Source organism: Phreatobacter sp., from assembly GCF_022843985.1.
Taxonomy (GTDB): domain Bacteria; phylum Pseudomonadota; class Alphaproteobacteria; order Rhizobiales; family Phreatobacteraceae; genus Phreatobacter.
In genome coordinates this window covers 246,009-259,913 of the sequence record NZ_JALHMP010000001.1, presented here as the reverse complement: position 1 = coordinate 259,913, position 13,905 = coordinate 246,009, and the positions used below count along the sequence as shown (strand labels likewise).

12 protein-coding genes and 1 pseudogene are annotated in these 13,905 nt (G+C 64.7%); 4 read left to right on the top strand and 9 right to left on the bottom strand.

Annotation, left to right across the window (positions count from 1 at the left end; all coding sequences use genetic code 11):
• Positions 1 to 151: 151 nt before the first annotated feature.
• Complete coding sequence (locus tag Q0C57_RS01275; RefSeq protein ID WP_296570918.1) at positions 152 to 1,057, bottom strand: hypothetical protein; 906 nt, start codon at positions 1,055 to 1,057, stop codon at positions 152 to 154.
• A gap of 91 nt (positions 1,058 to 1,148) precedes the next feature.
• Complete coding sequence (locus Q0C57_RS01270) at positions 1,149 to 1,544, bottom strand: hypothetical protein (RefSeq protein WP_296570915.1); 396 nt, start codon at positions 1,542 to 1,544, stop codon at positions 1,149 to 1,151.
• Positions 1,545 to 1,658: 114 nt separating this feature from the next.
• Between Q0C57_RS01270 and Q0C57_RS01265 the strand changes: the two genes are divergently transcribed.
• Together Q0C57_RS01265 and Q0C57_RS01260 are read left to right on the top strand one after the other, a co-directional pair.
• The gene (locus tag Q0C57_RS01265; RefSeq protein WP_296570912.1) at positions 1,659 to 1,889 is read left to right on the top strand and encodes a hypothetical protein; all 231 of its coding nucleotides are present in this window, start codon (positions 1,659 to 1,661) and stop codon (positions 1,887 to 1,889) included.
• A gap of 36 nt (positions 1,890 to 1,925) precedes the next feature.
• Positions 1,926 to 2,087, top strand: a pseudogene (locus Q0C57_RS01260) (IS630 family transposase); the annotation flags it as partial.
• Positions 2,088 to 2,156: 69 nt separating this feature from the next.
• Here Q0C57_RS01260 and Q0C57_RS01255 read toward each other — a convergent pair.
• From Q0C57_RS01255 to Q0C57_RS01245, 3 genes are all read right to left on the bottom strand, one after another.
• Positions 2,157 to 3,416 carry a WD40 repeat domain-containing protein gene (locus Q0C57_RS01255; protein WP_296570911.1) on the bottom strand — a complete coding sequence of 420 codons (1,260 nt, stop codon included), beginning with the start codon at positions 3,414 to 3,416 and terminating at the stop codon, positions 2,157 to 2,159.
• Positions 3,417 to 3,669: 253 nt separating this feature from the next.
• The gene (locus Q0C57_RS01250) at positions 3,670 to 3,825 is read right to left on the bottom strand and encodes a hypothetical protein (protein ID WP_296570908.1); all 156 of its coding nucleotides are present in this window, start codon (positions 3,823 to 3,825) and stop codon (positions 3,670 to 3,672) included.
• Between the two features lie 203 nt (positions 3,826 to 4,028).
• Positions 4,029 to 7,520, bottom strand: coding sequence for an EAL domain-containing protein (locus tag Q0C57_RS01245; RefSeq protein ID WP_296570906.1), 3,492 nt, complete (start codon positions 7,518 to 7,520; stop codon positions 4,029 to 4,031).
• A gap of 153 nt (positions 7,521 to 7,673) precedes the next feature.
• On the opposite strand from Q0C57_RS01245, the gene Q0C57_RS01240 reads away from it, so the two are divergent.
• Both Q0C57_RS01240 and Q0C57_RS01235 read left to right on the top strand, forming a co-directional pair.
• Positions 7,674 to 8,807 carry a response regulator gene (locus Q0C57_RS01240; protein ID WP_296570905.1) on the top strand — a complete coding sequence of 378 codons (1,134 nt, stop codon included), beginning with the start codon at positions 7,674 to 7,676 and terminating at the stop codon, positions 8,805 to 8,807.
• A complete protein-coding gene (locus Q0C57_RS01235; RefSeq protein ID WP_296570903.1) occupies positions 8,807 to 10,063 on the top strand; it encodes a pilus assembly protein TadG-related protein in 1,257 nt (418 codons plus the stop codon). The genes Q0C57_RS01240 and Q0C57_RS01235 overlap by 1 nt, the downstream gene beginning before the upstream one ends.
• A gap of 320 nt (positions 10,064 to 10,383) precedes the next feature.
• On the opposite strand, the gene Q0C57_RS01230 is transcribed toward Q0C57_RS01235, so the two are convergent.
• Genes Q0C57_RS01230 through Q0C57_RS01215 form a run of 4 tightly spaced genes read right to left on the bottom strand, consistent with a single transcriptional unit; the run spans position 10,384 to position 13,899 of the window.
• On the bottom strand, positions 10,384 to 11,148 hold the full coding sequence (locus tag Q0C57_RS01230) for an ABC transporter ATP-binding protein (protein WP_296570900.1): 765 nt from the start codon (positions 11,146 to 11,148) through the stop codon (positions 10,384 to 10,386).
• Positions 11,145 to 11,996 (bottom strand): ABC transporter ATP-binding protein, encoded by an 852-nt coding sequence (locus tag Q0C57_RS01225; protein WP_296570897.1) that lies wholly within the window; start codon positions 11,994 to 11,996, stop codon positions 11,145 to 11,147. Before Q0C57_RS01225 ends, Q0C57_RS01230 begins: the two co-directional genes overlap by 4 nt.
• Complete coding sequence (nikC, locus tag Q0C57_RS01220; protein ID WP_296570894.1) at positions 11,993 to 12,892, bottom strand: nickel transporter permease; 900 nt, start codon at positions 12,890 to 12,892, stop codon at positions 11,993 to 11,995. The genes Q0C57_RS01225 and nikC overlap by 4 nt, the downstream gene beginning before the upstream one ends.
• A complete protein-coding gene (locus tag Q0C57_RS01215) occupies positions 12,889 to 13,899 on the bottom strand; it encodes an ABC transporter permease (protein ID WP_296570891.1) in 1,011 nt (336 codons plus the stop codon). The genes nikC and Q0C57_RS01215 overlap by 4 nt, the downstream gene beginning before the upstream one ends.
• Between the last annotated feature and the right edge of the window lie 6 nt (positions 13,900 to 13,905).

Sequence of the window (13,905 nt, the reverse complement as noted above, 5' to 3'; positions counted from 1 at the left end):
CGCCCTTCATCCCCCCTCCACCGCTCAAAAATGAACGGCGAAGCTCATGGTCCAAAGGGGTCAAAATTGAACGCCTATCCCCTCGCTCAGGGGGTCAATATTGCGTGCCGATTCACAGCTACCGGCGGTCCACCACGTTCCACCAAAATCATCACCCCCCGAAGCGGACCCAGAGCAGGCCAAGGGCCATGACAGTGAAGATTGCGCCCATGGTCAAGCCGCCCTGCGCGCCGAGGTCCTGTTCAGCGCTGACCGCCTTGGGATGAGAGATGGAGATCAGAAAAGGCTTCCCCTTCGGAGCGGAAACCGTCCAAGCGGCGCGCGACATGTCTTCGGCAATGACAGCATCACGGGTCGGCAAAACGCCAAGGCGGGACGGCTCGGGGCGCCAGGGTTCGAACTCAGCGTCAGCGCTCGCCGCTTCGTCGTCCGTCGCGACATCGTCGTCTTCAGGTTCGTAAAGCGCAGGATCTGCGCGGGTCACATCGGCCAGGGCGAACAATGGTGCATCGATGGGGATGATCTTCTCGACATACCGATATCGCGGGCCGAACGTGCCTTGCGCATCGGCGCGAATGCCCTGCCCAGGTATCCCTTCCGTCTGGAGTTCCGGCGTGCGGTTCTCAGGTGGCAGGCTGTCACCCCGCCAGTCTGACCAGGCGGATGAGACGATTGTCGCCGAATGGGGCCAGACAGCGGCAATCGTCCTGCCATCGCCAACCAGGAGGGGGCGATCGGATTCCTCTTGCGTGGCCTGTCGCCAGACATGCCGGATGCCGGACGGACCAGGCTCCCGGACGGATTCCCAGACCTCGGCGCTCCACCACACGCAGGGCCGCTGCGACAGTGGTGCTTGCAGTGGCGGGCCAACCGTCCGGCCCCAGACCAGATGGTACCCTTCGGACAGATCGGAGACGTCGACGGGGTTCTGCTCGGCGAGGGCCTTCACGTTGCGACGCGCCCACCAGACGGCATAAAGCGAGCCAGCCGCGAGCATGGCGACCATGAACCAGCCCCACCAGAAGACGATGCCTGGGAGTTCCCTGAGCCAGTCCATCTGTTGCACCTCGCGCCACTTCGGCAGATCCGATTAAACGCCTAAGTTCATGAAAACAGAAGACCCTCCGAGCGGCCGGACCCGGTCTGCCTCACGCAGAGCCATCGCTCACGCGTTCGAGGAATTGCGGCAGCACCTCCCGTTCTGCATAGGCAAGCATCTGCGCGATCTCTTCTTCCACTGCGCTGAGGGCATGGGCCTGCCAGATCAGCCCGTTTGACACGATGAACAGGTCGCCACTGAACTGGCCCTCCGTGAGACTGGTCGTCTCCTGGCCTGGCAGTCCGCCGACTGGACGCAGACTGCCTTTTGCCCAGGTCGAGAAACTGCGGGTCCCCCTGAGGATTTCGGCCAGAGCGCCTTCGGGATCGGTTTCGTGTTCCCTGACCTCGACCGCCAGTGCCTTGCGGCAGTTGATATAGAGCGCGGCCCCTTCCTCGCCGCGGGTCAGGTTGATCTCGACACTGTAACCGGACCTGTCGGTCATGTCGGACCGCCGCCATCCCGTTCCGGGCAACGGGCCGGTTCTGGTCTTTATGACGCGCAAAGGTTGCGCTGCGAGGCGGAACACACCGGGATCGGACATTGCAGAACACCCTGCTTGGCTGGAGCCAAATGTCGTGAGGCGAACCAGTCGCGTCAATCGGCCATACGGGTCACCGCCAAGAGCACCGCCGTCTGGCGCTGGCAGCAGCGTTTCGCCGCCGACGGCGCGGACGGGCTGCTGCGCGACAAGACCCGTCTCTTGCGCATCGCGCCGTTCGGCCCCGCGATAGGCGAGCGGATCGTTGCTATGAGGCTTGCCGAGAAGCCGGGCGAAGCGACCGAGTAGACCGGGCGGGCCATGGCGAAGGCGACCGGCACCTCCTGGCTCAACGCCGTCGAGGGCTTCTTCGTCGCCCTGACCAAGCGCCGGATCAGGTGAGGCGTCTTCCTCGGTGTCGTCGATCGTCAGGCCGCCATCAACCGCTCTCTCGCCGAACACAATATCGATGCTGAGCCCTTCCGATCGAAAGCCGACCCAGCATAAACGATCGCGGCCGGAGCTCGCGGGCACCAGACGCGAGCGTCAATCCGCTAGATCATGAACAAGCTGCCGTTAGCGCGCCGGATAGACATCCCTGCCGAGCCGGCGGAAGAATATGCCAGTGTCCACCTCCCAAATGCGCGCGTCTGAGCCGATGTGACTGGTAAGGAGGTACTTGCCGTCGGGACTGATGTCGACGGAATGCACAAGATCTGAAAACGGCCCGAAGTGGTGCACACGCCTGGCTGTGGCAATATCCCAGAGTTCGGGATGGCGCCTGCCGGCGACAAGTCGGCTCCCGTCCGCCGTGAACAGCACGTTCTGGTGGCCGAAGGACGGGTAGAGCAGGATGGTTTGAGCAAGCCTGTTTTCGCTGAGGGAGAAGACGAACGCCTTGCCCTCGACAGTCACCGCCAGGTCCTTGCCATCTTGCGAGAAGGCCATCGCGTCGGCCGAAAAATTGCCATGCGCCTCGCCCTCCCATAGCAGTTCGCCGGAATCGAGTTTGCGCACTTGGACGAAGACGCTCCGATCACGGCCAGAATTCCTCCCGGGACGCGTCGTCGCAAAAACCCCGGCGGGTTCGAATACCGCGGTCACCGGCAGATGGTTGGGCGAGTGCGGCAGTCTGTATCGCTCAGACTTGGATTTCGTGTCGTACACAACGATGTCGCTGCCGCGTCCAGCCAGAATGACGAGCCCTGATTTCGTGGCCTCGATGCGCGGCGGGATGTCCGTGCTCTTGTCATTGTGCGTATAGGGCACCTCGGCAATCGGCTCTCCGCTCGCAACCTCGAAGATCCGGACCGGGTGATGGTCGGCAGTGACGATGATCGCGCTTCCGTCCCCAATGAAGCGTGCGGCGCGAACGAACACGCCATGCCGAGGCCTTGAGAGGGGCGGAAGTCTAGCGATGTCGATGACGCGTAAGGTCTTGCCGGTGGCTACATCCCAGATTCTTACCGTGCCGTCACGACCCGCGGTGACGACCATGTTTCCGTCCGGGCTCCACCGCGCGTCATAGACCCAGTCTGTATGCGTGGCGCTGTCCGCGGGATCGGCCGTGTCGTGGACCGGGATTGTCGGTAAATCGACCTGTGCGCACGCCGTATCCGTATCCCAAATTGCGCTGGCGCGCCGGTCCTCCCCTCTGTTCTCGATGGTCTCTTTCACCAAGCTCTCGCGTAGCGCCGGACTCTTGCAAACCGTCCGCAAAAGCACCCGTTCCGCCTCCTCCCGCGCATGACCCGTGGGGTCGGCGCCCCAAGCTGGTGTCAGAGCGAGGCCAAGGAACGCGGTCAGTACCCATAGGCTGGAAAGCTGAACTGGCATGGGCCTCTCCGCACTTGGCAAACCTGGCGATCGTCGACAGAGGTTGTTCGGGAGCGACGGTTTGGCAGGTAAGAATGTCCGTCGTCAGATCATTTGGGACATTTAAGGCGATCTTGGAAGAAAAGCTCTTAGAACCGCCTCCGGTTCGCCGGAGGGCGTTTGGGTTAAGTTAAGCGGTCATAGCTGGCTGGTCTAGCATGGCGTAATAGCGCTCCTCGGCTTCGGCGGGCGGGATATCGTCCTCAAGCTCCTATCAGGTCACGCACGCCCTGATGAACCGCACTGGGTTGGCCGGACGGCGGGTTGCGTGAGCCTTACGCTGCATTTTGATTGGCTCAAGTGCCGCCGGGTAGTTCGCTACCGCATCGGCCGGCGGGATGTCGCCGATCGGCTCCAGCGCGATCGGCATGGCGAGCTTCCCTCCATTTGCCACCCATTGTTCACGAGAGATCCGACTGGGGAATCCCCGCCGAGTCCCGCCTTGTGGGATTGGTGACAAGCGGACTTCAGGTCGATGCCGACAAATAGACATCCGGCGCAGCAAGGAACTCGCAGGCGGTACATCGCTGCACGCGGCAGAGCCTGGGACTCTCGCTTATCCCGCGACCTGGCTCAACCAGCTTTTGATGGCCTGCCGATCTGCGCCGACACCGCGTCCGCCGGCATGGGACGACCATAGCGATAGCCCTGCAACATATGCACGCCTGCCGCAGAAACAAACCGCTCCTGGGCTTCTGTCTCGATCCCTTCCGCCACGATCTTCAGTCCCAGCGAACGACCGATGGCCACCACAGCATGAACGATGGCGGCTGCGTCCATGGCGCTGTCCACCTCGGTGATGAAGGACCGGTCGATCTTGATGCGCGAGAAGGGGAACCGGCGCAGATAGGCCAAGCTTGAATAGCCGGTTCCGAAATCATCGAGCGCGATGCCGATGCCCCTTGCGCGCAACCGCTGCAATGTCTCGGCGGTCCACTGTTCGTTGCCGATCAGCGCAGTCTCGGTCACCTCCAGGGTGAGATCGGCGGCAGCGAAGCCGGTTTCGGTTAGCGTCTCCATCAACAGGGTCTCGAAATCGTTGTCCTGGAGTTGCAGGGGCGAGACGTTGATCGACAGGTTGATCCCTGGCCAGTCGCGGGCGCAAAGCATCGACTGCCTGAGCATATGGGTGCCAAGCGGCACGATCAGACCGCTGGCTTCGGCCTCGGGGATGAACTTCGCCGGTTCGATGACAGTCCCGTCTGGCTTCATCCAGCGCGCGAGAGCCTCGACCCCGACCAACTGGCCATCGCCGCGGGATATGATTGGCTGGAAGTAGGGTCGGATCTCGCCGGCCGCGATCGCCCTGAGGAGTTCCGGCTCGCAGGCCTGCGCATACGCCGTCGGTGCAGGAACTCCGGCGGGGCCGGCAAGCGCGGCAGGCGCTCCTCCCAGTTGGGCGTCGATCGCCCGTACGGTGGCATCGACCGCCAGCCCGAGCGCGGCGACAAGGTCGGCCTCCGGCAGGCGCCCCTCGATGCGGGCGAGCGTCTCGATGGTGCGTGCGAGTTCGGCCACCCGCGAGGCTCCGGCATTGAGGCTCATCGATTTCAGGCTATGCGCCGCCCGGCCAACGGCCTCAGCGTCAGCCGCCGCAGCCGCCTCCTCGATGGCGGTTCGCGCGGTCTGGGCATGGGTCGTCCACAGCCCCAAGATCCGTTGCGCGAAATCCGGCCGGCCGAGGGAGGCCATGTCGGCAAACTCGGTAAGCTTCTCGCGGCTGAGGAGATCGTTGTCGCCGATGGGGTCCAGGGTCTCGGCAGCCATGATCCCTGGCGGCGACGGCGCGTCGATCCGGGGGGAAGCCGCCGGCGATCCCGCCGGCGCCCAGCGACGCAGGACCTCGGCGAGGTCGGCGAGGCTGAAGGGCTTGTGCAGGATGTCGTCCATCCCGCAGGCCCGCCAGGTCCCGTCAGCGGTGCCGATCACATCGGCAGTGAGCGCGACGATGGGGACACGGGCGACGCCCCGGTCCTCCTCCTGGTCGCGAATGCGGCGGCTTGCTTCGAAACCGTCCATGACGGGCATGCTGCCATCCATGAAGACGAGGTCATAGCCGCCGGTGGCGACTGCCTTCACGGCCTGCAGCCCATCCTCGACGCAATCGGCGGTCGCACCGAAATGCGCCAGCGCCGCCAGTGCCACCTCGCGGTTCACCGCGCTGTCGTCAACGACGAGAATGCGCACATGGCCAAAGTCGGGGCGCGCCTCGTCGCGGCCGGTGGGCGCAACGGCCAAGGCGATGTCCTCGCCGGCGAGATGTCGGACGATCAGGCTGCGGAGCTCGCCGCGCTGGATCGGAAGATCGAGATGCGCCCAGCCCGCCTCGGCCGGGCCTGCGGCCAGGGGCGCGCACCGCACGAAAGCGACACCAGCGCGAGCGGGCCCTTCAGGGGCATTGGCGGTGAAGACGATCGCGCCCGTTGCCAGATCGGGGAGCGGACCGTCCGCGGCGCCCCGCTCCACCCGATAACCTGCCGCAGACAGGTAGAGCGCAAGGATGTCGCCATGGCGGCCGGCAAGGTCGACGACCGCGGTTCCTGCCCCGGACCGCCTCGGCCACGACTCGCCGACAGCATAAGTGCCCATGGGAAGCGTGAAGGTGAAGGTCGACCCGGCGCCTGGTGTGCTCTCGACGCTAACCGTGGCCCCCATGGCGTCGGCGATCTTGCGGCATATGGCGAGGCCGAGACCGGTTCCCCCGAACCGCCGGGTGATGGACTGGTCCGCCTGCGAGAAGGCTGTAAAGAGCGTGTCGATCTTGTCCGCGGGGATGCCAATGCCGGTATCAGCGACCGAAATCCTCAAGGCGGGTGAGGGACCATCGGCAACCTCGGCGACAATCAGGACCGAACCGCTCGCGGTGAACTTCACCGCATTGTTGACGAGGTTGGCGACGACCTGCTGCACCCTGACCGGATCCCCGCTCAATGTGCCGGAGAGCGCCGGGTCGATGAAGGCACAGAGGTCGATACCCTTTTCGCGCGCCCGCTCCGAGAACAGGACGACGGTCTGGTCAATGATTTCGGCGGGATCGAAGGGGATCTCTTCCAGCGTCAACTGACCGGCTTCGATCTTGGACAGGTCGAGGATGTCGTTGATGATGGTCAGCAGGTTGCGACCTGACCGGACGATGGTCTCCGCATGGCGCTTCGGGCGCGCGTCGAGCGCGCTCCTGGCGACGAGTTCGGCCATCACCATGATTCCGTTCATCGGGGTGCGGATCTCGTGGCTCATGGCGGCGAGGAAGTCGCTCTTGGCCCGGTTGGCTTGTTCGGCCGCGTCTCGCGCGACGCGATAGTCCGCGGTACGCTCGGCGACCTGGCGCTCGAGATCCTTGAGGTGCTCCGCCATGCGATCGTCACGGGCCCGAATCTCGGCGAGGAGACCGTTGAAGCCCTCCACCATCGCGCCGACCTCGTCGTCGGCGGTCACGGCGACGTCGGTGGAGAAATCGTGTCGTTCCCTGATCTGTTGCATGGCTGCCGTCAGCCCGGTGATCGGCCGGACAATGGACCCACCGAGGTTGCGGGCGACGACAAGGCCTGTGCCGACCGCCAAAAGGGCGCCGGCGAGCGTTACGGCAAGGGTGACGAGCAGTCGCTGCAAGAGATCGTTCGCCTCGGCGACCATGATGAACTGGCCGATATCGCGACCATTGTGATGGATCGGCACCGTCGTCTCGATGGTGCCGCTGGCCAGGATGGTCCAGACGCTCGGCCGCTCCGACAGGGTCAGCCTTGCGTCGCGATCCAGACTGGAGGCGAGGCCGATCGACGCCAGGACGCCGCCACCGGCCGTTTCGATCCGCGCCGTCATCATGCCGTTCATCGTGGCGATAGCGCGCATGGCGCGGAGCGCAGCCTGCTCGTCGCCTGCAGCAGCCGCATCGGCGACAGCAGCGGCGAAAACCTGGGCAGTGGCGATGAAGGCCTCGCTTTTGGCCTCGACATAGCGCCGGGTTTCCTGGGTCACGGCGACGGCCGTTCCGATGATCACGGCCGCGGCAACTGACAGCAGCGCCAGAAGGCCGAGCTTTCGACCGATCGATCGGTGTGGCTGCATCCGCGTTTCTGGTCCCCGCTCCAGGTAAGGGAACGCTAATGCAAAATTGCTGAAAACGGTCTTAATCGCAGATAGTCAGTGTGTTTTTAATGTTCGACGAGGTAAGGTGGCACCATGACCGAAGCCACTATCGCTGCCGGAGTTTGGAAATTCGTGCTCGATGAGCCGCTTCGCGTGCTCGTCGTAGACGACGATCCGATTCTGCGCGAGTTTGCCTGTGTCTATCTCTCGGCGCCGCAAGTGACCATCGACACCGCCGGTGACGGCGAAGAGGGCTGGGACCGGCTCGCCGGCGGGGCCTACGACATCGCTCTGATTGATATCGAGATGCCCCGGCTCGACGGCTATGGCCTCCTGTCGCGCCTTCGCGACGACGCCCGGCTGAGCGATCTGCCCGTTATCATGGTCACCGGCCGCGAGGACGCCATCTCGATCGACCGTGCCTTCGAACTCGGCGCCAATTCCTTCACGGTGAAGCCCGTCAACTGGCGCCAGCTCAGCCATCAAGTCCGCTACGTCGTGCGCGCCGCGCGTCACGAGCGCGAGGCCCGCCGTGCCCGCGATCAGGCGGTCAGTCTCAGCCGGATGAAGTCCGAAATCCTGACGCTCATGCGTCACGAGTTCCGCACGCCGCTGAACGCCATCATCGGCTTCTCCGAGCTGATCGAGAAACAGTCGCTCGGGCCGATCGGTGAGGCGGGCTATGTCGACCATGCCCGGTTCGTCCGGACGGCGGGCGAAGACCTCCTCGGCCTATTCGGCGACCTGATGCTCTATTCCTCCCTCTCTTCGAACGAGCGTGAACTGCGGGAAGACGAGTATGCGCCTGGCACCGTCGCACGACGCGCCCTTTCCCATGTGGCGAACCGGCATGGGCCGATGCCGACCATCGTTGACCTCGAGGAGAAGCTGACGGTCTTCGCAGACCGAGAACTTCTCGAGCGAGCCATCTTCCACCTCCTGAGCAATGCCGTCGTGCATGGCGGCGGACTGGCGTCCATGTCGGTCGCCACCGCTGCAGATGGATCTGTCATGATCGCCGTGCGGGACCGCGGCCCCGGGCTCAGGGATGAGCAAGTCTCCGCCTGCCTGGAGCCATTTCACCAGCATAGTGCCGGTCTGGCGCGGCGGGCCGGTGGCCTCGGCCTTGGGTTGCCACTGGCCAAGCTGGCGGCAGAACTTCACGGCGGCTCACTGACCTTCGAGAGCGGCGAGGGGGGAGGCTGTGTCAGCCTCATCCTGCCTGCAAGCCGCGTGGTCCGACGCCATTCCGATGAGGCAGCTTGATGGGGCTCCTGCGATCACTCTCCCGGTTCTGGCGTCGATCGGACGGAAGCGTCGCGACGATCGCAGCCCTGGGCATCCCGGTCCTGCTCCTGGCGAGCGGCGTAGCCACGGAATATGTGTCGATCACCAGCCAGCAGGGCAAGCCCCAGGCCGCCGCCGATGCCGCGGTGCTGGCCGGCGCCCGCGAACTGCGTTTCGCCAATGCCGATCTGAGGGCGGTCATCAACACGACCACGCGGTTTGCCCGCACCCAAATCCTCTCGCAGTTCGGCACCGACGGATCCGATGTGCGGCCGGCCATCGATCCGGCCCGAACTGCCGTCGAGGTCGTGATCACCCGCCCTTACGCCGCCGTCTTCGGACTGTCGTTCCTTTCCACGCCAAGCCAGCTGCAGGTTCGCGCCGTCGGCAAGGTCGGTTCCGGTGTTCCGATCTGCCTGATCGGTCTCGAAACCGGACAGCCACATGCCGTCTGGCTGAAGACCCGTGCCCGGCTGACGGCGCCCGGCTGCGCGGTCTATTCCAATTCGACCCACACCCAGGGCCTGGTCGGCCTGAACTTCGCCAATCTCTCTGCTCAAGTCATCTGTTCGTCCGGGGGCAAGGTGGGCACGAAGGCGAATTTCACGCCCGATCCCATCACCAACTGCCCCCAGTTGCGTGACCCGCTGGCCGCCCGCCCACCCCCGTATGTCGGCGGTTGCAACCAGACCAACATGGTCATTTCCGGCATCAACACGACGTTGCGGCCTGGTGTCTATTGCGGCGGTCTGAAGATCACCCGCGGCGCGCATGTCCGGTTGGCGCCTGGCAAATACGTCATCAAGGACGGCCCGCTCTGGGTTGACGGTGACGCCTCGCTGAGCGGGACCTATGTCGGCTTCTACCTGTCCGGGAAGGCGAGCGTCATCAACTTCGCCGCGCGCAGCACCATCAGCCTGTCTGCCCCGCGCGATGGGGCCCTGGCATCGCTCCTGTTTTTCGAGGACCGTTCCGCGCCCATTGGCCGGCGGCACCTGATTAGCAGCGATGACGCGCGCATGTTGCTGGGCACGATCTACCTGCCAAATGGCCGGCTAAAGGTTGATGCCAACAAACCGGTCGCTGACCAGTCAGCCTATACGATCATCGTTGCCCGCTTTATGGAACTCGACGCCGGCCCGAACCTCATCATGAACGCGAATTACGGCGCGACCGACGTCCCGGTGCCCAGTACGATCGGCGTGGTCGGTACACAGGTTCAACTGGTCCAATAGCTGCTCGCCAGCTCCTTGGGAGCATGGCTGGCCGTAAACTGAACAAGGTGGCACTTCGGCTCGGCGCCGCCATGGCGGACTTTCATCATGACACTGAATTCAAAGGTTCGCTTTGAACAGCGGCAAGGCGTCAACGCTGCCGACAGGAAGCGGGTCGGTTGCGATGTCTCGCCCAAGACCGACAAACGCTCCCTGGCTGAAGCTTGGCCCCGATCGTTTGCCAGCTGCCGCGACAAGGCCATCGGCGATGTCCATCGCTGCGCCCGTTCTGATCCGCCCCTATCGGGTCCGGACGACAGATCCGCTGCCGACCCCGGATCTCAGTCGAAAGTGACGATTCCTGAAGCGACCTCGCGGTCGTAACCCTTGCTCGCCGTCAGCAACTGTCGGGTATATGCCTCCCGCGGCTCGGCGCGGCGCAGCGTCGCGACGTCCATCTCCTCCACGACCAGACCGCGGTTCATCACCGCCAGCCGGTCGCACATATGCGCCACGACCGCCAAATTGTGGCTGACCAGGATCATGGTCAGGCGCCGTTCGACGCGCAGTCGCCGCAGCAGATTGAGGATCTCCGCCTGGACGCTGACATCGAGCGCGCTGGTCGGCTCGTCCAGCAGCAGGACGCGAGGCTCCAGCATCAGGGCACGCGCGATGGCGACGCGCTGGCGCTGGCCGCCGGAGAGCTGGTTGGGATAGCGGAAGCGGAAGGCGGGCCCGAGTCCGACATCGGCGAGCGCGCGCTCGACCCGTTCATTGGCATCGCCGATACGGTGGATTTCCAACGGCTCTGACAGCGCACGGTCCACCGTGTGGCGCGGATGGAGCGAGGCATAGGGGTCCTGGAAGACCATCTGGACCAGGCGCGGCTGCTGAACCCGTGCCGAGGTTTCACCGAGGGTCGCGCTCCCGGTCCAGAGACGGTTGAGACCTGCCAGCGCCCTCAGAACGGTGGACTTGCCGCTACCGCTTTCGCCGACAAGGCCGAAACTCTCTCCGTCGGCGACGTCGAAGGAGACGCCCCGCACGGCATGGACCGCACCCGGGCCGCTGCCGAATGTGATGGCGAGGTCGCGGACGGAGATCATCGCTCCTCCAGCCAGGCGGGATCGCGAGACAGGGTGGGCAGTTCCGCGCGCTCGTCACCGAGCCGCGGCAGGCTGTTGAGCAGGCCGCGCGTGTAGGGATGCCGGGCCGATGCGAGGTCGCGGGCCGAGAGTTCCTCCATGACGCGCCCGGCATACATGACGAGAACCCGATCACAGAAGCTGGCGACCAGCTCAAGATCATGGCTGATGAAGAGGAGGCCCATTCCACGTTGGCGCACGAGATCGTCGAGGATCGCCAGTACCTGCAACTGCACTGTCACATCGAGGGCGCTGGTCGGCTCGTCCGCGATCAGGACGTCAGGTTCAGGCACCAGCATCATGGCAATCATGATGCGCTGACCCATGCCTCCGGAGACCTCGTGGGGAAAGAGACGGAAGACGCGCTCGGGATCACGGATCCGCACGGCTTCTAGCATGGCGAGCGCCCTTAGGCGGGCCTCGATCTTGCTGACTCCGCCGTGAATCCGAGCGGCCTCGGCAATCTGTTCGCCGACCGTCATCACCGGGTTCAGGGAGTATTTCGGGTCCTGCATGACCAGAGAGATACGGGCGCCGCGCAGGCCGCGGAGGGTTTTCGTCGACGCCGAAAGCAGGTCGATTCCGTCGAAGGATAGGCGTCTGGCCGAGAGTTGCGCGCTCGCGGGCAGAAGCCGCATGATGGCGCGCCCGGTAAGCGATTTGCCGGAGCCGGACTCCCCGACAATGCCGAGCCTTTCCCGGCCTAGCGTGAAGGACACGCCACGCACCGCGTGAAATGGTCCGGTAGGGGTTGCGAAACTCACTCTCAGGTCTTCGACCGCGAGAAGGGGAGGCGGGGCGACGTTCATTTCTTCTGCCTCGGGTCGAGGACGTCCCGCAATCCGTCTCCGAGCAGGTTGAAGGCGAGGCTGACGGCGAAGATGGCGATCCCCGGGATCGTGGCGACCCACCACTGGTCGAGAATGTAGCGCCGGCCCGAAGAGACCATGGCCCCCCATTCGGCGAGTGGCGGTTGGGCGCCGAGACCGAGGAACCCGAGCCCGGCAGCGGTCAGGATGATGCCGGCCATGTCCAGCGTCACCCGCACGGTCAACGACGACAGGCACAGCGGCATGATGTGGCGCGACAGGATGCGGCCAGTGCTCGCGCCCTGCAGACGCGCCGCTGCGATGTAATCGGCGTTGCGGATGGTGAGCGTCTCGGCGCGTGCGATCCGGGCATAGGGCGGCCAGGCCGTCAGGGCGATGGCGATGACGGCGTTTTCGATGCCGGGACCGAGTGCCGCGACGAAGGCCAGCGCGAGGATCAGGCTCGGGAACGCCAGGAACACGTCGGTGATCCGCATCAGGACGGCATCCACCCATCCGCCGAGATAGCCAGCCGCAGTGCCGACGATGAGGCCGATCGGGGCCGCGATGATCGCCACCAGCGCCACGATATAGAGGGTGATGCGGGCGCCATAGACGATGCGCGAGAACACGTCGCGCCCGAACTCGTCCGTGCCGAGCCAGTGGGCGCCGCCCGGCGCCAGAAGGCGCTGCGCCAGGTTCTGCTCGTTCGGATGATGCGTCGCGATCCATGGTGCGAAAGCCGCCACGACAATCAGCAGTAAGACGATGGCGAGTCCGAGCAATGCCAGCCGGTTGCTGCGGAACTGCAACCAACTGCGGTAGAGCGCGCCCAGTCGGGCCTCGCGACGCGATCGCGGGGTGTCGGTGAGAAGGCGGTCCTGCCAGGTGCTCATTTCGCCCTCGGGTCAAGGACACGATAGAGCAGGTCCGACAGCAGGTTGACGCCGACGAAGACGGCGCCGACCACAATGGTCGCGCCGAGGACGGCGTTCATGTCGGCAGCCAGAAGGGCCGTCGTTAGGTAGCGGCCGAGGCCAGGCCAGGCGAAGACGGTCTCGGTGAGTACGGCGCCCTCAAGCAGTCTCGCGTAGGACAGGGCGATGACCGTGACGAGCGGAACGGCGATGTTGCGCAGGGCGTGGACCCAGATGACACGCGTCTCGGACATGCCCTTGGCGCGCGCCGCGACGATGTATTCCTGGCTGAGCTGTTCAAGCATGAAGCTGCGCGTCATGCGCGCGATATAGGCGACCGAAAAGTAGCCAAGGACCAGAGACGGCAGGACCACGTGGCCGAAGGCGTTGCGGAAGACCTCCCATTCGCCCGCCAGAGCTGAATCGATCAGCAGGATACCTGTCACCGGGCGAACGATGTCCTCGAAAATCACGCCGAGGCGCCCGGGCCCCTGGACCCAGCCGAGAATTCCGTAGAAGACCAGCAGCCCGATGATACCGAGCCAGAAGATGGGCACGGAATAGCCGACGAGGCCGATGACACGGACGATCTGGTCGGGCCAGCGGTCCTGCCAGATGGCCCCGGCCATCCCCATGGGCACGCCAAGCATCACGCCGATGATGGTGGCGAAGGTGGCGAGTTCCAGGGTGGCGGGAAAGACCCGTACGATGTCCTCGATGACCGGGCGATTGGTGACCAGCGACTGGCCGAAATCGCCGACGAGCATCTTCTGGACATAGATGAGGAATTGCGTCCAGAGCGGCTGGTCGAGGCCGAGTTCGCGCCGCACCTGCTCGTAGACATCGCGCGGCGCCTGGTCACCCACGACTGCAAGGACCGGGTCGATGGGAACCACCCGGCCGATGAAGAAGGTGACCGCCAGCAAGCCGAGAAACGTCAGCGCAACCTGCAGCAGGAAGGCCGATGATTGACGGAGGAGCGACAACCGCGG